The following is a 17,095-nucleotide window of genomic DNA, read 5'->3' on the forward strand; positions in this document are numbered from 1 at the left end:
GGTTCTCTGGAATCAGCCGGGAAACGGGACCAGACTGGTGGCATGGACAACGAATCGACACTCCAGCACGAAACCACCCTCGAGCACGCGCTGGACGTGGCCAAGGCCAACCATAAGGAAGCAGTGCGGCTGCTGGACCGCGCGCGTGCCGCCCAGAAAAACGGCGATGTCAGCGATGACAGGGTGCGCCAACTCGAGAGCCTGCTGGCCATTGCGGAAGAGGACCTTCGAAGGGTTACCAGGGAACAGTAGCCCGGCGGCGACCGCAAGGCCCTGTGATCCATCACTCTTCCTCAACAGTGTGGATATCTGCGCCCGGGGGCGTCCTCTGTCCTAGGCTCTTGGGGTGCCTGATTTTCCCCTCCCAGCGTCAACCCCATGACCATCAGCTGGTCTGCCTACCGCCGCGCACGCCGCCGTTCCCACCAGGCCTGGGTGCTTCTTTTTACGGCTGCTGCAGCCATCATTGCCGGCCTGTTCTGGTTCTTCACCGCCGGACAGTTCGCGGCAGCGGGGCCGGCGATGGAGGGGCCAACGGAGGCGCCCGTCTTTAACGCCGCCTGGATGAAACCGGTCCAGGAGCCCAACCCGGTGCCGGCAGGCAGGGCCCTTGCAGCCCTCGACGGCCTGGCCGTGAAGGGACGGGCACCGAACACCGATTACAGCCGCGAAGCCTTTGGCCAGGCATGGCTGGATGTTGACCGAAACGGCTGCGATACCCGCAACGACATTCTCCGCAGGGACCTCGCCGATGTTGTGTTCTCCGAAGGCTCCACCTGCAAGGTAACGGCCGGGCACTTCCGGGAACCCTACACCGGCCAGGACGTTGACTTCCGCCGCGGTTCCGACAGCAGCCGGGCGGTCCAGATCGACCATGTAGTGGCACTGGGTGACGCCTGGCAAAAGGGAGCGCAGGGCCTGGGACCGAAGGAACGCCAGAGCCTCGCCAACGACCCCCTGAACCTCATCGCTGCCGACGGCGCCTCGAACCAGCAAAAAAGCGCGGGCGACGCCGCCACCTGGCTGCCGAAAAACACCGCGATCCGCTGCCATTACGTGGCACGCCAGATCTCCGTCAAGGCAGCCTACGGCTTGTGGGTGACGTCGGCTGAAAAGGACGCCATGAAAGGCGTCCTCGCTTCGTGCCCGGATCAGGCGACCATTACGGCCCGCTGACCGGGGCTCGCCCGGAAAGGGTCAGTGACCGAACGGATCAGGGTCGACACCGGGCATCCATGTCAGCCCGGGCACGCCCCACCCGTTCTTCTTCGCCTGCTTCATGGCCTTGCGCGCATAGCGGTCAATGAGCCGGTTGACGTACAGCTTGCCGTCCAGGTGGTCGAACTCGTGCTGGATAACCCTGGCAAACCAGCCAGTAGCCTCGAACTTCACCGGTTCACCGAAACCGTCAAAACCCTCCACCCGTGCCCAGTCTGCCCGCTTGAGCGGATACTGCTCACCCGGGAAGGACAGGCAGCCCTCTTCCTCCTCGTCCGGGTCAGGGGCAGCGCCGGAGACCTTGGACAGGGTCAGGACCGGATTCACCACGACGCCGGTTGGGGGAGCGCCGTCGTCATTGGCGTACTTGTAGACGAATATCCGCTTGCCGACGCCGATCTGCGGGGCAGCGAGACCCACCCCGTTCGCGGCGTCATTGGTTTCGAACATGTCGGCAATCAAGGTGCGCAGTTCGTCGTCGAACACCTCAACCTCGGCGGCGCGGCGGTGCAGGACGGGCTCGCCCCAGATGGTGATTGGCTGAACAGTCATCTCGCGGTCCTCCGGCGGTATCCAGTGCAGAAGCAATTGATGCAAAACAAAGGAGGCCGCACCGGATATCCGGTACGGCCTCCTTACTGTGAGGGTGAGCTACGGGGGTTGAACCCGCGACCTCCTGGACCACAACCAGGCGCTCTGCCAACTGAGCTAAGCCCACCATGTGCCTCAAGTGGTCCGCCCTAGCGGCTCACTGGAAACGCAACTCAAATAGCTTACCTGCTCGGAAGGGGTGCTTTGTCCACTTTCCGCGATTTGCGCGAAATTTCATGCAAACGTGGCGCAGATTACTCGCGGGGCTGCCCTTCGGCGTCACTGCTGGTGATTCTCCGGGCGATCTTCTGGGCCGTGGCGCTGTCGGGGCCGGGCGCTGGAACGAAGACGGCCTCACGGTAGTAGCGGAGTTCGTCGATGGAGTCCTTGATGTCTCCCAGCGCGCGGTGGCCACCCTTTTTTGCGGGTGACTGGAAGTAGGCCCGGGCGTACCAGCGGCGCGACAGCTCCTTGATGGTGCTGACATCGATGACGCGGTAGTGGAGGTGTTCCACGATTGCAGGCATGTCGCGGGACAGGAATACCCGGTCGGTTCCCACCGAGTTGCCGCCCAGCGGCGCCTTGCGCGGGTCCGGAACCCAGGTGGAGATGTACTCCATCACCGCGGCCTCTGCTTCTGCCATCGTCTTGCCGTGCGGCAGTTCCTCCAGCAGGCCGGACTTGGTGTGCATGTCCCGGACGAAATCGGACATCTGGGCAACGGCGGCGTTGTCGGGTTTGATGACCACGTCCACACCGTCCCCCAGGATGTTCAGTTCTGAATCGGTGACCAGGGCCGCCACCTCGACAAGGGCGTCGTTCTTGATGTCCAGGCCGGTCATTTCGCAGTCGATCCAGACGATTCGTTCGTTAGATATAGGCACCGGACCAGCCTACCGTTACACTCCCGGGCACCCTGCCGATGCTAGGATTTCGGGTACGCGGCGGGTCGGACCTTCCGCCCTTAATCGTGTTCCGCGCGGCCCGCCGGGCGAACCGCGGAAACGCAAAAAGATTGGACGATCCTGAGATGACGGCGCCTGTGCCCGCAACGGGGGAGATGGCGACGACCGGCATTGCCGGAACGGGCAGTGCCGAGGTGGACAATCCGCGCTCACCCCTGCTTGCCGGTTTCGTGGGCTCCGTGTTCATGCTGGTAGGTTCCATCGGTGTGGGCTGGCTGGCCCCTGTCTCGGAACTGCGCCGGATGCCCCTTTTCATCTGGATGCGCACCGAAGCTCCCGGCGTGGCGCTGTCCATTGTCCTGGCGGCGGTCGGGGGCATGCTGCTGGTGCGTGCCTGGCTCCGGCTTGGCCAGAAAGTCCGGGTGTGGGGGGAGCAGGCCCGGAGGGCGACCCTTGCCGCGGTGGCGGCGTGGGGACTGCCGATGATGTTCAGCGTGCCGCTGTTCAGCCGCGACGTTTATGCCTACATCGGGCAGGGGCGCCTGATGGTGGAAGGCTTCAACCCGTACGAAAACGGCATCTCTGCCCTGTCCAACTACTTCCAGCTCGGCGCCGACAGGATGTGGACCGAGGCCCCGGTTCCCTACGGCCAGTTGTTCCTGTGGATCGAGCAGTTCGTTGTCTGGGCCACCAATGTCCAGCCGGAGGCCTGCGTCATGCTCTTCCGGCTGGTGTCAGCGGCCGGCGTGGTGCTGTGTGTCATCTACGTGCCCCGGCTGGCCGAACTGCACGGCGTCAACCCCCACCGGGCCCTCTGGCTGACAGTGGCCAACCCCCTCTTCCTGACCAACTTCATCGCCAGCGTCCATAACGACTCCCTCATGATCGGGCTGGCCCTGGCGGGGTTGTACTGCTCTGCAACCCGGCGCGAGGTCCGCGGCATCGTGCTGGTGACCCTGTCCATCGCCGTGAAGCCCATCACCATTGTCTTCCTGCCGTTCATCGGTCTCTTGTGGGCAGGCAAGGATGCGGGATGGCTGCGCAAAGTGGCTTTCTGGGCATTGACGGGTGGCCTCAGCCTGGCGGCCCTGGCCGTGATGAGCCTGGTCAACGGGTTCGGTTTCGGATGGATCAACGGGCTTTCCGCCCCCGGCAGCATCTCCATCTGGTATGCCCCCGTGGGATTGATCGGCATGGTGGTTGGATCCCTTGCCAGCGCGTTCGGCCTGGACGGGTCGGTGCCCGCGGGCTGGGTGTTCGACGCCGGGAAGCTGCTTGCCGTGGGCATCGTCGCCTGGCAGATCTTCAAGGGTGACTACGACCGACTGATGCGCCGCCTGACGCTCGGCCTGGCCGCCGTGGTCCTGCTGGCCCCCATCATCCAGTCCTGGTACGTGGTCTGGCTGATTCCGCTCTTCGCCGTGACGGGCATCCGCAACGACTGGCAGGTCAAGGCGTTGTATTTCGTGGTGTCCTTCTTCATGATCTACGCGATTTCGGACCAGCTGGAAGTCTTTCCGTACCTCCAGACCCAGGACCTGGGCTTCGCCCTCGCCCTGGCCCGGGTGGCGGCGGCGCTGACCGCGCTCCTGTTCGCGCTGTACCTGATCTTCTGGGACCCCGGCACCCGCACGCTGTTCCGCAAAACTCACGAGCCCGTCGTCGAGCGTCCCGTAATCTAGCGTTCCGTGATCCAGCAGCCGCTACTGCTGCCCAGTCCCACCGGCAATCCGCCGCAAGGCCTCCTTCCGTGACAGCGGGCTCATGGCGTCGCCGTGCCGGGTGACGAACGCTTCGACCCACTCCGGTGACGTCTTGGCGTACTCCCGCAGGGCCCAGCCGATCGCCTTGCGGATGAAGAACTCCCGGTCCGCCAGGTTCGGCTCAATCACGGCGGCAAGCAGTGCCGTGTTGGTGGCCTCCTTCGCCCGAAGCTGCGACGTGATGGCGGCCCTCCGGAGCCAAAGGTCCGGGTCCCCGCTCCACAGCCTCAGTACCTGGGACATCGTTCCGGGGTGCGCCAGCAGCAGGCCACTGATCCGTCCGGACACGGCGTCGGCAAAATCCCACCAGGCGCCGGTGCGGATGATTTCCTCGTACACGGGCAGCATGTCCAGGTCACCCGCCAGCAGCCGGTTTCCGGTCAGGTCAATCGCCGCATAACGTTCCTCCCGGAAGGTGGAGGTACGCCACAGTTCCAGCACCGTGGCACGAAGCTGCGCGGCTGACGCGGGCGGAAACTCCCGGGCAGCCCAGGCGGAGATCCGCCGTACGCCGGGAACCCGTACGCCCAGTGAGGGCAGCGCGGACTTCATGTAGGCCTGGGCGCCGGCAGCACGCGCCGGGTCGGCGAGCTCCCTCAGCGCGCCCTTGAGGGCGGCGATGAGGTCGTGATCCGGGGCCGTGTCCATGGGGCAACTTTAGCCAGCCGGCGGGACGGCCGGTGCGGTACGCTGGTGAGCGCTAACACTTTACGACCTAAAGGGAACCATGCCCGGAACCGAAGTCCACCTCGCCCACGGACCCTACGCCGCCGTCGTCACCCTGAGGGGCGGGGCGCTCCGCGAACTGCGGCACGGGGACAGGGACTTGGTGGTGGGCTTTGGTCCGGAAGGTGCCGTGCCCGACTACCGGGGCGTCATCTGCGCGCCGTGGCCCAACCGACTGGCCGACGGCACCTACACCTACGCGGGCAGGTCCTATGCCGCCGCGGTCAATGAACCGCAGCGGGGCGCTGCACTGCACGGCCTTGCCATCCACCGGGCTTGGAAGGTGCTGGAAGCGGGTTCCGACCGGGCCGTTCTGGGCTGCCGCATTCCGTCCGGCCCGGATTACCCCGGGGACCTGGAGCTCACGGTCACATACGGGCTTTCCGACGACGGGCTCCGCGGCACGGTCCGGGCGGTCAACGCCGGTGCCGTTGCCGCACCTTACGGTGTCTGCCCCCATCCCTATTTGGTGGCCGGCCCGTCCCCCTTGGACGACTGGTCACTGGAACTTCCCGCCGAAGCCTACCTTGAGGTCACCCCGGACCGGCTGCTGCCCGTGGGGATGCGGCAGGTGGACGGGGACGCCTTCGACTTCCGCTCCCCGCGCCGCCTAGGGCAGGTGAAGATCGACCAAGCGTTCACGGGCATCTCCCGGGATGATGCCGGCCTGGCCCGGGTGCGGGTACTGGACCCATCAGGAACAGGGGTGGAGCTGGGGTGGGGGCCGGAATGGCCGTGGGTCCAGGTGCACACCGGGGACAAGCCCGTTGGCCCGGACCGGCTGGGCCTGGCCGTGGAGCCCATGACATGCCCGCCGGACGCCCTGCATTCCGGCGCCGACCTGGTGCACCTGCAGCCCGGCGGGTCCCATTCGGCGAGCTGGACCATCCGGGCCCTGGGCTAGCCCAGCGGGCCCTGCTGTTTTTGGGCGGGTAAGCGCGGCCTCAGGCGGGGGAGGCGGCCCATCCGGCACGCTGCAGCCACGCCGCACACAGTGACGTCCATTGCCCGGGCCCGGGTTCGCCGTGGGCGAGTCCCAGCCCGTGCCGTCCTTCCGGGAAGACATGCAGCTCCGCCGGAACGCCGGCGGCCATCAGCGCCGCGGCGTAGTTCAGGCTATTGCTCACCGGGACGGCCTCGTCGTCGGCTGTGTGCCAAATGAACGCGGGCGGTGTCCGGGGGGTGACGTTCAGCTCCGCTGAGAGCGCCGTGAGGAGGTCCGACGGCGGCGCGTCGCCAAGGAGGTTCTCCACCGACCCCTGGTGTGTTTCGTGGGTCAGGGACGCCACTGGGTAGCACAGCACTGCAAGGTCCGGGACGGCGGCGGGTATGTCCAGCTCGAGGTTCCCGGTGCCGGTTGCCGTGCCCAGGATGGCCGCCAGGTGGCCGCCGGCGGAGAACCCCAGGACGCCAACGCGCTCCGCGTCCACGGCCAGCCCGTGCTGCCCCTTCCGGATGTGGAGCATGGCCGCCTTGGCGTCCTCCAAAGGGGCCGGGTGCCGGTCCGGGGCCACCCTGTACCGGAGCACGAAAGCGTGGATGCCCAGCGAGGCGAGCCACTCGGCAACCGGCTCCGCTTCGTGGCCTGCCTGGCGGGCATAGCCGCCGCCCGGCAGGACCAGGATGGCAGGACGGGAGCCGACAGCCACGGAACGCGCCGGAACTGCGGTAAGTCCGCGAGGGGTCATCAGGCTGCCGCTTCGGTGCTGCGCCGCAGCGTGACCTCGCCGGTGATGACACCGGGAGAGGCGCTTTCCCCCTCTTCGCCGTTCCCGGTGTCCGGCTGCCGGCCGGTGGCCCTGGTGGCGAAACGCCCGATGTCCTCCAGTGGCAGGCGGACGGTGGAAAGGGCCGGCCGGAAGTCGCGGAGGGTTTCGATGTCGTCAAAGCCGGCGATGGCGGCGTCCCGGGGAATGCGGAGCCCCTCGGACCGGAGCGCCGCAGCGGCCCCGATGGCCATCACATCGTTGACGGCGAAAATACACAGCTGCGGTGCTGCCGTTTCCCCGGACCGGGCCGCCTTGATCCTGGCGGCAAGTTGAAGCCCGGCTTCATATCCTCCTGAGCGGTTGAACGCGCTCCGGAGCACCTCCGCCGGCCGGCGCCCCACCCGCTCCAGTCCATCCTGGAAGCCGCGGACACGGTCATCGGAGGTTAGGAGCCCCTCTGGCCCGCCGACAATGACGAAGTCCCCGTCCCAGCCGGCCGCAAGTTCCGTGGCGAGCCGGCCGGCGAGCTCCTGGTTGGGCACTTCCACCACGTGGTATCCCTCCGACGCCGTTGCCCCCACCACGGGATGCCCCACGACTGCCACCCGGCCGCCGTTGCGGCAGTAGCGGTCAAGTTCGGCGGCCAGTTCGGCATTGCCGTCCTGGTCTTCATCCCGGCAGGAGCGGGAACCGGCGATCACGATGGAGTCTGCGCGGCGTGCCGCGAAGGCGGCCACCGCTTCCTTCTCCTCCGCCGGCCCGCCACCGGTGGTGGCAAGAAGCACCATCCTGCGCTGCTCCCGTGCGGCTTCCTGCACGCCCCTGGCGATGGCGGCGAAGTAGGGGTCGGCGATGTCGTGGACGATCAGGCCTATCAGGCCGGAGCTGGATTTCGCGAGGCCCTGCGCCTGGGCGTTGGGGACATAGCCCAGTGAATCCGCTGCCTGCCGGACACGGTCAGCAATGTCCTTGCCCGGCTTCCGCGCCGAGCCGTTCAGCACGCGGGAGGCCGTGGCGGGGGAGACTCCGGCAAGGCGGGCAACCTCGGTAAGGGTACTTGCAGCCACGGCATCTCCTGGTTGTCGGACGGGTTCGAAAGCTAAGGACATTATGGCAGTCAAAAGTACTCGCGGAAAGCGCTTGCCAAGCGCAAGCGCGCCGTGCATCATGGAAGAAGTGGGAACGCGCTTTCCCAGCCAGTTTGAGTACATTGCTCACTCACCGTGGAGGACACATGGGCTTCGAAACCAAAACCATCCGTATCGCCATGAACGGCATCACCGGCCGGATGGGCTACCGCCAGCACCTGCTGCGCTCCATCCTGCCCATCCGCGACGCCGGCGGCTTCACCCTCGAGGACGGCACCAGGGTCCAGGTTGAACCCATCCTGGTGGGCCGCAACGAGGCCAGGATCCGCGAACTGGCGGAGAAGCACAAGGTCGCCGAGTGGACCACCGACCTGGACGCCGTGATCAACGACCCCACTGTCGACGTCGTCTTCGATGCCTCCATGACCAGCCTGCGCGCCGCGACGCTGAAGAAGGCCATGCAGGCCGGCAAGCACATCTTCACTGAGAAGCCCACGGCCGAGACCCTTGAGGAGGCCATTGAGCTGGCCCGGATCGGCAAGGAAGCCGGAATTACCGCCGGCGTTGTCCACGACAAGCTGTACCTCCCGGGCCTGGTCAAGCTCCGCCGGCTGGTGGACGAGGGCTTCTTCGGCCGCATCCTCTCCATCCGCGGCGAATTCGGCTACTGGGTCTTCGAAGGTGACATCCAGGCGGCGCAGCGCCCGTCCTGGAACTACCGCAAGGAAGACGGCGGGGGAATGACCACGGACATGTTCTGCCACTGGAACTACGTCCTCGAAGGCATCATCGGCAAGGTCAAGAGCGTCAACGCCAAGACCGCCACCCACATCCCCGCCCGCTGGGACGAAGCCGGCAAGGAATACCAGGCCACCGCCGATGACGCCTCCTACGGCATCTTCGAAGTGGAGACCCCCGGCGGAGACGACGTCATCGGCCAGATCAACTCCTCCTGGGCCGTCCGCGTCTACCGCGACGAGCTGGTGGAGTTCCAGGTTGACGGCACCCACGGTTCGGCCGTGGCGGGCCTGAACAAGTGCGTCGTCCAGCAGCGTGCCCACACCCCCAAGCCCGTCTGGAACCCGGACCTGCCGGTCACGGAATCCTTCCGCGACCAGTGGCAGGAAGTCCCGGCCAACGCCGAGCTGGACAACGGCTTCAAGCTGCAGTGGGAAGAGTTTTTGCGCGACGTCGTTGCCGGCCGCGGGCACCGCTTCGGCCTGCTCTCCGCGGCCCGCGGTGTCCAACTCGCCGAGCTGGGCCTGCAGTCCAACGACGAACGCCGCACCATCGACATCCCGGAGATCACCCTCTAATGACTTCGCTCATCCTTCCCTCCGAAGACGGAGGCACCCGGGAATACAAGCTGCAGGGCGCCACGACCTGGGCCCGTCCCACAGCCCCGCTGACGGCACGGCGCGCCTACGCCGCCGCACATGTCATCCCCGAAGTCCTCGCCGACAACACCCCCGGCGCCGTTGCCCGCCTGGACTGGGACGCCACCATGGCGTACCGCCACGAGCTGTGGTCCTACGGCCTGGGCGTGGCTGATGCCATGGACACCGCCCAGCGCGGCATGGGCCTGGACTGGGCCGCCACGCAGCAGCTCATCAAGCGCACGGGAGTGGAAGCTGCCTCGGTGGTCTCCGCCGGCACCCCGGCCACCGCGGGAAAGTCTGTCCGGGACCTTGTCTCCTGCGGCGCCGGCACCGACCAGCTGGACATCGACGCACTACCCACCGGCGAAGCGGGCATCAAGGCCGTCCTCGAGGCCTACCGTGAGCAGATCGCCTTCATCGCCGAGGCCGGGCCCAAGGTCATCATCATGGCCTCCCGTGCCCTGGCCAGGGTAGCCCGTGGCCCCGAGGACTACGTGACGGTGTACTCCGCCCTGCTGCAGGAAGTGGACCAACCGGTCATCCTGCACTGGCTGGGCACCATGTTCGATCCCGCCCTCGCCGGCTACTGGGGATCCGACGACGTCGCCACCGCCACCGCCACGTTCCTTGGCCTCATCAGGGACAACGAGGCCAAGGTGGACGGCGTCAAGGTCTCCCTGCTGGACGCCAGCCACGAGGTGGCCCTCCGCGCCGCCCTGCCCGACGGGGTCCGCCTCTACACCGGGGACGATTTCAACTACCCCGAACTGATCGACGGCGACGGCAGCCACCACTCGGATGCCCTGCTGGGCATCTTCGCTGCCATCTACCCGGCCGCCTCGGTGGCCCTGCAGAACTACGACGCCGGCAACCCCGCCAAGGCGCGCGAAATCCTTGACACCACCCGGGAACTGGGAGAGCACATCTTCAATGCCCCCACGTTCTACTACAAGACCGGGATCGCGTTCATGTCGTGGCTCAACGGCAAGCAGCCCGGATTCCAGATGGTGGGCGGCCTGCACTCCGGCCGCTCCGTCTGCCACCTCGCCAGGACCTTCGAACTGGCAGACAAGGCCGGCCTGCTGAAAGACCCCGCCCTGGCTGCGTTCCGGATGTCCGATTACCTGCGGATCAACGGGGTGGGGGCATGAACGACTTCACGCGGCTGTCCATCAACAGCGCCACCACCAAGAAGTGGACGCTGGCCCAGGTCGTCGAGGGCTGCGTCAACGCGGGCATCCCCGCCATCGGCCCCTGGCTGGACCGGGTGGCGGAGGCCGGCCTGGACAAGGCAGCCCGCCTGATCAAAGACGCCGGACTGCGCGTTTCCTCCCTTTGCCGCGGGGGGTTCCTCACCGCGGCCGACGCCGAGGGGCAGACTGCCGCGCTCGCCGACAACCGTGCAGCCATCCTCGAGGCCGTTGCGCTGGACACCAAGGAGCTGTTCCTGGTGGTCGGTGGCCTCGCGCCGGGGGAGAAGGACATTGTGGCAGCCCGGCAACGCGTGGCTGACAGGCTCGCGGACCTGGTTCCGTTTGCCCGGGAAAACGGCGTCCGGCTGGTGCTGGAGCCGCTGCACCCGATGTACGCCGCGGACCGTGCCCTTATCTCCACCCTCGGGCAGGCCCTGGACCTCGCGGCGCCGTTCGACGCCTCCACAGTGGGGGTCGCCGTCGACACCTTCCATGTCTGGTGGGATCCAGAGCTGAAGGGGCAGATTGAACGTGCTGGCCGGGAGAACCGGATCGCCTCCTACCAGGTATGCGACTTCAACATGCCCATCGCCGCCGACCCCCTGCTGTCCCGCGGGTACATGGGCGACGGTGTGGTGGACTTCGCCACCATCGGCAGGTGGGTGCGCGATGCCGGGTATTCCGGCGACATCGAAGTGGAAATTTTCAATCAGGAGATCTGGGACACGGACGGCAACACCGTCCTGGCCACGGTCCAGGAGCGCTATGCGGAGCTTGTGCTGCCGTACTCCTGATTCAAGACCGCGGGCTCCTGCTACGTCACGGCAGGAGCCTGCGCCCCACCTACAGAAGACCCGGACCGCTGGCGGTCCGGGTCTTCTGTCTGCGTTTCCCTTAGGTGTACAGCGAGGCGAACCGGCGGTACCTCGCCAGCACGCCGCCGTCGTCCTTTCCTTGTGGAAGGTCGACGCCGTCGGCCGCCCACTCAGGAAAATGTCCGGTTAGCGCCGCCGCGGCCTGGCGGGCGGCACCGTCGGCGACGTACTCACCCGGCTGCGGAACCCTGATTCCGGTTCCCAGCAGGGCCGCTGCGACTTCCTGCACGGCTGGGGACTGGGCGCCCCCGCCCACCAGGAGGATCCGGCGGACAGACACTCCCTGGTCCTGCAGCGCGGCAAGGCCGTCCGCCAGGGAACAGACCACGCCTTCGACGGCGGCGCGCGCCAGGTTGGCCGGCGTGTAGTTGGACCGGGTGATGCCGTGCAGGGAACCGGTGGCGTCCGGCAGGTTGGGCGTCCTCTCCCCGTCGAAGTAGGGGACCAGGATGAGGCCTCCGGCGCCGGGCCCGGCGGACAAGGCAAGCCGGTTGAACTCCGGCAGGTCCACGTCCAGCAGGGCGGCCGTGGCATCGAAGACGCGCGTGGCATTCAAGGTGCACACCAACGGCAGGTAATGACCGGCAGCGTCCGCGAACCCGGCCACGAGTCCCGACGCATCTGCCGCCGGCGTATCCGAGACCGCAAACACCGTGCCTGACGTTCCCAGCGACATCACCACGTCGCCCAGCGCGGCGCCTGCGCCGAGTGCAGCGGCCGCGTTGTCGCCGGCACCGGCGCCCAGGAGGGTGCCCGCCGGAGTCCTTCCCGCCGCTTCCAGGGGGCCCAGGACCTTGGGAAGGAGCGGCACATGGCCGAGTGACGCGGACACGACGTCAGCGAGATACCGGCCCGCCGCCGTCGAGTAGTATCCCGTGCCTGACGCGTCGGAACGGTCTGTGGCCAGCGCCTCCAGGCCTTCCCGGCCGCTGCCCGGACCGAAGCCGGCAAGCCGCCAGGTCAGCCAGTCATGCGGGAGGCACACGGCGGCCACACTTGCCGCGTTTTCCGGTTCGTTGTCGGCCAGCCAGCGCAGCTTGGTCACGGTCAGGGACGCCACGGGCACTGTTCCGGTGGCGCGGGCCCAGTACTGGGCGCCGGTGGCGGGATCGCCGCCGCCGGCACTGTTGATGAGCTCCGCCGCCGCGCCGGCACTCCGGGTGTCGTTCCACAGCAGGGCGGGGCGGACCACCGCACCGTCGCTGTCCAGGCAGACCATGCCGTGCTGCTGGCCGCCGACGGAGACGGCGCCGACGTCATCCAGTCCGCCGGCGTCCGCCACCGCTTTCTGCAGGGCAGCCCACCAGTGGTCCGGGTGGACCTCCGTGCCCTCAGGGTGCGCCGCCCGGCCCTGGCGGACCAGGGCTCCGGTGTCCGCATCGCGGACCACCACCTTGCAGGACTGCGTGGAGCTGTCGATGCCTGCGACGAGCACCATGGCCTAGCGGGCGCCGAGGAGGTGTTCGATGGCGAGCTGGTTGAGGCGGACGAACGCGAAGGAGCGTTCTGCGGCCTTATCGGCATTGAAGTCCTCGAACGCGCTGGTGTCGGCGAGCAGGTCGGAGGTGCTTTCGCCGGCGTTGAGGGTGGGTTCGCCGAGTTCGAGGACGCCGGAGGTCTTGAGGGCTTCCTGCACCTGCGGGTCGGCGCGGAAGGCCAGGGCCCGTTCCTTGAGGAGCAGGTACATGGCCATGTTGGCTTTGGCGGATTCCCAGACGCCGTCGTAGCCGTCGGTCCGGGAGGGCTTGTAGTCGAAGTGCCGCGGGCCGTCGTACTTCGGGCCGCCGCCGGGGAAGCCGTTCTCAAGCAGGTCCACGGTGAAGAAGGCGCTGGTGAGGTCGCCGTGGCCGAAGACGAGGTCCTGGTCGTACTTGATGCTGCGTTGGCCGTTGAGGTCGATGTGGAAGAGCTTGCCGGCCCAGAGGGCCTGGGCGATGCCGTGGGTGAAGTTCAGCCCGGCCATCTGCTCGTGGCCGGTTTCGGGGTTCAGGCCCACGATGTCGCCGTGTTCGAGCTGGGCGATGAAGGCCAGGCCGTGGCCGACGGTCGGCAGGAAGATATCGCCACGGGGTTCGTTGGGCTTGGGTTCGAGCGCGATGCGCAGGTTGTAGCCCTTGTCCTTGATGTAGCCGGCGGCGGTGTCCACGCCTTCCTTCATCCGGTCCAGGGCGGCGGCGAGGTCCTTGGAGCCGTCATATTCGCTGCCTTCGCGCCCGCCCCACATGACGAAGGTTTCGGCGCCAAGTTCTGCGGCGAGGTCGATGTTGTGCAGGACCTTGGACAGGGCGAAGCGGCGGATGGAGCGGTCATTGGAGGTGAAGCCGCCGTCCTTGAACACCGGGTGGCTGAACAGGTTGGTGGTGACCATGGGAACCTTCAGCCCGGTCTCCGCCAGGGCGGCACGGAAGTTCTTCAGGATCAGTTCCCGCTCCGAAGCGGAGGCCTCGAACGGGACCAGGTCGTTGTCGTGGAAGGTGATGCCGTAGGCGCCAAGCTCTGCCAGGCGGTGGACTGCTTCCACCGGGTCGAGGGCAGCGCGGGTGGCCACGCCGAACGGATCGGCACCGGTCCAGCCGACAGTCCAGAGGCCAAAGGTGAACTTGTCAGCGGGGGTGGGGGAAAGAGTCATGATGCGTCCTTGCGATCGGGCTCCGTGGATGTGCAGAGCTTTTAGTTCATTGCCTGAACTATATGAGCGGACGTATGGTGGGGTCAATAGCCCAGCGGGGTGACAGCCGGAAATTGACGGACCTTTTTGACCGAGGAGCTTTGTGATGGTGATGCCGGCGCCTGCAGTGGCGGGACCCGGAGGCGCGGCGCCAGGCAGCGTGGGGGACGTCCGGCGCAGCAACCTGGCGCTGGTCTTGGGCGCAATCGCCGAGTTCCCGCCCGGCTCCTTTCCCAGCCGCGCCCAGGTGGCGGCCGCTACCGGACTGACGAAAGCATCGGTATCCAGCCTGGTGCTGGATCTTCTGGATGCCGGGATCATCAGCGAAATCGGCCTGAACCCGCAGGGGCGCGGCCGGCCGGGAGTGGGGCTGGAGCTTAATCCAGGCCGTGCGGTCATGGGCATGGAAATCAACGTGGACTACATCTCTGTTGCAGTCGTTGACCTGGCCGGTGTTGTACTCCTCAGGGAGGTGCAGGAACGCGATAACCGCAACAGCCCTTACGGGCCCGTGCTGGCGGCACTCGCGGTCCTTGCAGCAAGAGTGCGGAGCATGGCAGGGGAGCAGGGGATCCAGGTCCTGGGCGGAGGGCTGGCCGTTCCCGGACTCGTGGACCCTGCCCGGGTGCGCGTGCTTACCGCCCCCAACCTGGGCTGGATCAACGTGGACCTCGACCTTGACGCGTTGTTGCCCGAAGTTCCATTGGGGATTGCGCTGTTCAACGAGGCCAATGCGGCGGCCCTGGCCGAACTCCGGCACCGGCCGCACGGGGCATCGAACTTCCTCTTCGTCTCCGGCGAGGTGGGCGTCGGCGGCGGGATTGTCATCGGCTCCGAACTCTTCACCGGCCCTGAGGGCCATGCCGGGGAGGTGGGACACATCGTGGTGGACCCCGACGGCGGCCTCTGTTCGTGCGGGGGAACGGGTTGCCTGGAGACGGTGGCCGGCCAGGATGCGATCTTCACTGCTGCCGGGCTTGCGGCGGACGGCGGTTCACGGTCCCAGGCCATGTCAGCACTCCTGCGGGCGCTGGAGGCCGGAGAGCCCAAGGCGATGGCCGCCGTCGAACGCGCGGGCGGCTGCCTGGGGATAGCGCTTGCGTCCACGGCGCGGGTGGTCAATATCCACTCCGTGGTTCTTGGCGGCCACTTCGCTGTCCTGGAACACTGGCTGCGTGCTCCGCTGATGGCCAGCCTGCACAAGTATGCGCCCGGCAAGTATGCGTCGGAGCAGGTCACCGTGTCTGCGGTCGGGGAGCCAGGTGCTCTGTTGGGAGCGGCCGGCAGCGTGATCCGGTCCCTGGTGGAGGCGCCGCACCGGCTGCACGCCTAGGTGCCAGAGCAAACGCCCCGGTCCGAAGACCGGGGCGCCATCCACCACGGTGCCCCAGGAGGGAATCGAACCCCCGACCGGCGGATTAGAAGGCCGCTGCTCTATCCCCTGAGCTACTGAGGCATTGGCTTCCGGCCTGGATGCCGGCGCCTCAAAAAGTTTACATTGCCCGGGGTGCCGGCGGTGTCAGCCAGCGGCCACTGTTCCTCCACACCTGCTGTCCGCCTGGCTTTATCCACATAGGGGAACCCGCGCCTCCTGCCCGCTGCGGTCCGGCGCGATGCTGGTGGTGCCTGCAAAAGGCGCCACTATCCAGACAGGACGTAGACATGAGCGAATCGATCACCATTCGGGGTTTCGTGGCCACCGAGATAACCAGTTCCACCACGCCAGGGGGAGTTGCAACAGCTTCCTTCCGGCTCGGTTCCACCTCCCGCCGCTTTGACCGGGAATCCAAAACATGGGGTGACGGGCATACCAACTGGTTCACCGTCCAGGGCTACCGCAACCTTGCCGGAACCCTGGGCTGCAGCATCAGGAAGGGCCAGCCCGTCATCGTCGTGGGCAAGCTGAAGATCCGCTCTTGGGAAAAGGATGGGCGGGTGTATCACTCCACCGTCATCGACGCTGAAGCCGTGGGGCACGACCTCACGTTTGGCTCGGCCAACTTCATCCGCACCGCCGCCAGGCCTGCGCTTTCCCTCGTGGAGCAGCCGCCGGCCCCGGATGACGAGTCCGGGATGGACCAGGTTCCGGACGAGCCCGAGGACCGCGAGGACGAACACTCCGAAGACCACGGCCCTGCCACCCTCGTCATCGAGGACAGGGACGGCGCCCTCGCCTCCCTTGACCTGGAAACGGGGGAACTCGCCGAAGTCTAGGAAACACGTATCAGTATCAGCGTTCCCGTCCAGTCCCGGGCGGACGGATCGGCGGCACCCCCGTCCGCCCTCCGTCCGTCCGCCAGTTCCCGCCGCCGGCCAACCCATGAGCGGCCGATGCTCACGGGAGGCCATAGTGAACGGATGGCCCCGATACCCGTGGCAGAATGACACCATGCGGCACACCCCCTACCACCGGCAGAACAACCGGGCCGGTGCAGCGCTGGCGAGCGTTGTCATGGCCGCATTGCTGTCGGGGTGCGTTGCCGGTCCTTCCTCCAGCCGGCCGGCAGTTGAGGGCAACGGCGGGCAGGCATCATCACCGGCCGCCGCCGCTTCCCCTGCCGGGCACGGACAGCCGGCCGCAACTCCAACGCCGCAAGGTAGCGGCCCCGCTGAGGAACCGCTGGCCAACACATCGGCCGGAGCATCTCCAGCGGATGCCGCAGCCACGGAAACGGTAAAACGGACCGTGACGGATGCGCTGGACAAATTGGCGGCAGGAACTCCTAAACCGGCCACGGCACAGGTCAGCGAGGCCCTGACCGGAGCGGGCATCGCGCCGGCAGTGCAACAGGTCTCGCAAAGCCGGACGCCCACCGGGCTGGAGGCGGACGCCATCGAGGCGGCGGTGCTGCAAGGCAAGGACTGCGTCATCGGCCAGATACGTGAAGGTGCCGTGACCGTCACCGTCCTCCCGGTCCTGGCCAGCGGAAAGTGTTTCGTGGGCTCCTGAACGCGCCCGCCTCCCGGCCGCAAATGTGAG

At 67.1% G+C, this 17,095-nt stretch carries 17 protein-coding genes and 2 tRNA genes; 10 read left to right on the forward strand and 9 right to left on the reverse strand.

Annotated elements, in window-relative coordinates; genetic code table 11:
• The first annotated feature begins 42 nt into the window (after positions 1–42).
• Both IEW19_RS15640 and IEW19_RS15645 read left to right on the forward strand, forming a co-directional pair.
• Positions 43–252 (forward strand): hypothetical protein, encoded by a 210-nt coding sequence (locus IEW19_RS15640; protein WP_188572532.1) that lies wholly within the window; start codon positions 43–45, stop codon positions 250–252.
• A gap of 126 nt (positions 253–378) precedes the next feature.
• Positions 379–1,176, forward strand: a complete 798-nt coding sequence (locus IEW19_RS15645; protein ID WP_188572533.1) for an HNH endonuclease family protein — start codon at positions 379–381, stop codon at positions 1,174–1,176.
• 21 nt (positions 1,177–1,197) lie between these two features.
• Here the strand turns inward: IEW19_RS15645 and def are convergent, their stop codons facing one another.
• The 3 genes from def to orn form a co-directional block, all read right to left on the reverse strand.
• The gene (def, locus tag IEW19_RS15650; protein ID WP_188572534.1) at positions 1,198–1,770 is read right to left on the reverse strand and encodes a peptide deformylase; all 573 of its coding nucleotides are present in this window, start codon (positions 1,768–1,770) and stop codon (positions 1,198–1,200) included.
• A 93-nt stretch (positions 1,771–1,863) separates the two neighbouring features.
• Positions 1,864–1,936 (reverse strand) — tRNA-His (locus IEW19_RS15655).
• Between the two features lie 127 nt (positions 1,937–2,063).
• Positions 2,064–2,693 (reverse strand): oligoribonuclease, encoded by a 630-nt coding sequence (gene orn, locus IEW19_RS15660; RefSeq protein ID WP_188572535.1) that lies wholly within the window; start codon positions 2,691–2,693, stop codon positions 2,064–2,066.
• A gap of 146 nt (positions 2,694–2,839) precedes the next feature.
• Between orn and mptB the strand changes: the two genes are divergently transcribed.
• Positions 2,840–4,396: a polyprenol phosphomannose-dependent alpha 1,6 mannosyltransferase MptB gene (gene mptB / locus IEW19_RS15665; RefSeq protein ID WP_188572536.1), complete on the forward strand. Its 1,557-nt coding sequence runs from the start codon at positions 2,840–2,842 to the stop codon at positions 4,394–4,396.
• A 21-nt stretch (positions 4,397–4,417) separates the two neighbouring features.
• Here the strand turns inward: mptB and IEW19_RS15670 are convergent, their stop codons facing one another.
• Entirely contained in the window at positions 4,418–5,125 is a 708-nt protein-coding gene (locus tag IEW19_RS15670) for a DNA alkylation repair protein (protein ID WP_188572537.1), read from the reverse strand.
• A gap of 79 nt (positions 5,126–5,204) precedes the next feature.
• Here IEW19_RS15670 and IEW19_RS15675 point away from each other — a divergent pair, with 79 nt between their 5' ends.
• A complete protein-coding gene (locus IEW19_RS15675) occupies positions 5,205–6,107 on the forward strand; it encodes an aldose 1-epimerase family protein (RefSeq protein WP_188572538.1) in 903 nt (300 codons plus the stop codon).
• Between the two features lie 40 nt (positions 6,108–6,147).
• Here the strand turns inward: IEW19_RS15675 and IEW19_RS15680 are convergent, their stop codons facing one another.
• Positions 6,148–6,891: an alpha/beta hydrolase gene (locus IEW19_RS15680; RefSeq protein WP_188572539.1), complete on the reverse strand. Its 744-nt coding sequence runs from the start codon at positions 6,889–6,891 to the stop codon at positions 6,148–6,150.
• Complete coding sequence (locus tag IEW19_RS15685; protein WP_188572540.1) at positions 6,891–7,979, reverse strand: LacI family DNA-binding transcriptional regulator; 1,089 nt, start codon at positions 7,977–7,979, stop codon at positions 6,891–6,893. Before IEW19_RS15685 ends, IEW19_RS15680 begins: the two co-directional genes overlap by 1 nt.
• Before the next feature lie 167 nt (positions 7,980–8,146).
• Here IEW19_RS15685 and IEW19_RS15690 point away from each other — a divergent pair, with 167 nt between their 5' ends.
• The 3 genes from IEW19_RS15690 to IEW19_RS15700 are packed head-to-tail and all read left to right on the forward strand — an operon-like array spanning position 8,147 to position 11,366.
• Complete coding sequence (locus IEW19_RS15690; RefSeq protein ID WP_188572541.1) at positions 8,147–9,316, forward strand: Gfo/Idh/MocA family protein; 1,170 nt, start codon at positions 8,147–8,149, stop codon at positions 9,314–9,316.
• Positions 9,316–10,530, forward strand: a complete 1,215-nt coding sequence (locus tag IEW19_RS15695; protein WP_188572542.1) for a dihydrodipicolinate synthase family protein — start codon at positions 9,316–9,318, stop codon at positions 10,528–10,530. Before IEW19_RS15690 ends, IEW19_RS15695 begins: the two co-directional genes overlap by 1 nt.
• A complete protein-coding gene (locus IEW19_RS15700; RefSeq protein WP_188572543.1) occupies positions 10,527–11,366 on the forward strand; it encodes a sugar phosphate isomerase/epimerase family protein in 840 nt (279 codons plus the stop codon). The genes IEW19_RS15695 and IEW19_RS15700 overlap by 4 nt, the downstream gene beginning before the upstream one ends.
• Positions 11,367–11,466: 100 nt before the next feature.
• On the opposite strand, the gene xylB is transcribed toward IEW19_RS15700, so the two are convergent.
• Positions 11,467–12,885 carry a xylulokinase gene (xylB, locus tag IEW19_RS15705; RefSeq protein WP_188572544.1) on the reverse strand — a complete coding sequence of 473 codons (1,419 nt, stop codon included), beginning with the start codon at positions 12,883–12,885 and terminating at the stop codon, positions 11,467–11,469.
• Positions 12,886–12,888: 3 nt separating this feature from the next.
• Positions 12,889–14,076, reverse strand: coding sequence for a xylose isomerase (xylA, locus tag IEW19_RS15710; protein ID WP_188572545.1), 1,188 nt, complete (start codon positions 14,074–14,076; stop codon positions 12,889–12,891).
• 145 nt (positions 14,077–14,221) lie between these two features.
• Between xylA and IEW19_RS15715 the strand changes: the two genes are divergently transcribed.
• Positions 14,222–15,448 carry an ROK family protein gene (locus IEW19_RS15715; protein WP_188572546.1) on the forward strand — a complete coding sequence of 409 codons (1,227 nt, stop codon included), beginning with the start codon at positions 14,222–14,224 and terminating at the stop codon, positions 15,446–15,448.
• Between the two features lie 50 nt (positions 15,449–15,498).
• Here IEW19_RS15715 and IEW19_RS15720 read toward each other — a convergent pair.
• Positions 15,499–15,571: transfer RNA gene (locus IEW19_RS15720), tRNA-Arg, on the reverse strand.
• Positions 15,572–15,777: 206 nt separating this feature from the next.
• Here IEW19_RS15720 and IEW19_RS15725 point away from each other — a divergent pair.
• Positions 15,778–16,329, forward strand: coding sequence for a single-stranded DNA-binding protein (locus IEW19_RS15725; protein WP_188572547.1), 552 nt, complete (start codon positions 15,778–15,780; stop codon positions 16,327–16,329).
• Between the two features lie 175 nt (positions 16,330–16,504).
• Positions 16,505–17,065: a DUF6993 domain-containing protein gene (locus tag IEW19_RS15730; protein ID WP_188572548.1), complete on the forward strand. Its 561-nt coding sequence runs from the start codon at positions 16,505–16,507 to the stop codon at positions 17,063–17,065.
• The last annotated feature ends 30 nt before the right edge of the window (positions 17,066–17,095 follow it).

Source organism: Arthrobacter liuii (assembly GCF_014639275.1).
Taxonomy (GTDB): domain Bacteria; phylum Actinomycetota; class Actinomycetes; order Actinomycetales; family Micrococcaceae; genus Arthrobacter; species Arthrobacter liuii.

Bases quoted from the DNA above. Each gene is read 5' to 3' on its own strand.
- IEW19_RS15640 (WP_188572532.1), top strand. From the start codon at position 43: ATGGACAACGAATCGACACTCCAGCACGAAACCACCCTCGAGCACGCG.
- IEW19_RS15645 (WP_188572533.1), top strand. From the start codon at position 379: ATGACCATCAGCTGGTCTGCCTACCGCCGCGCACGCCGCCGTTCCCAC.
- def (WP_188572534.1), bottom strand. From the start codon at position 1,770: ATGACTGTTCAGCCAATCACCATCTGGGGCGAGCCCGTCCTGCACCGC.
- mptB (WP_188572536.1), top strand. From the start codon at position 2,840: ATGACGGCGCCTGTGCCCGCAACGGGGGAGATGGCGACGACCGGCATT.
- IEW19_RS15670 (WP_188572537.1), bottom strand. From the start codon at position 5,125: ATGGACACGGCCCCGGATCACGACCTCATCGCCGCCCTCAAGGGCGCG.
- IEW19_RS15675 (WP_188572538.1), top strand. From the start codon at position 5,205: ATGCCCGGAACCGAAGTCCACCTCGCCCACGGACCCTACGCCGCCGTC.
- IEW19_RS15680 (WP_188572539.1), bottom strand. From the start codon at position 6,891: ATGACCCCTCGCGGACTTACCGCAGTTCCGGCGCGTTCCGTGGCTGTC.
- IEW19_RS15690 (WP_188572541.1), top strand. From the start codon at position 8,147: ATGGGCTTCGAAACCAAAACCATCCGTATCGCCATGAACGGCATCACC.
- IEW19_RS15695 (WP_188572542.1), top strand. From the start codon at position 9,316: ATGACTTCGCTCATCCTTCCCTCCGAAGACGGAGGCACCCGGGAATAC.
- IEW19_RS15700 (WP_188572543.1), top strand. From the start codon at position 10,527: ATGAACGACTTCACGCGGCTGTCCATCAACAGCGCCACCACCAAGAAG.
- xylB (WP_188572544.1), bottom strand. From the start codon at position 12,885: ATGGTGCTCGTCGCAGGCATCGACAGCTCCACGCAGTCCTGCAAGGTG.
- xylA (WP_188572545.1), bottom strand. From the start codon at position 14,076: ATGACTCTTTCCCCCACCCCCGCTGACAAGTTCACCTTTGGCCTCTGG.
- IEW19_RS15715 (WP_188572546.1), top strand. From the start codon at position 14,222: ATGGTGATGCCGGCGCCTGCAGTGGCGGGACCCGGAGGCGCGGCGCCA.
- IEW19_RS15725 (WP_188572547.1), top strand. From the start codon at position 15,778: ATGAGCGAATCGATCACCATTCGGGGTTTCGTGGCCACCGAGATAACC.
- IEW19_RS15730 (WP_188572548.1), top strand. From the start codon at position 16,505: ATGCGGCACACCCCCTACCACCGGCAGAACAACCGGGCCGGTGCAGCG.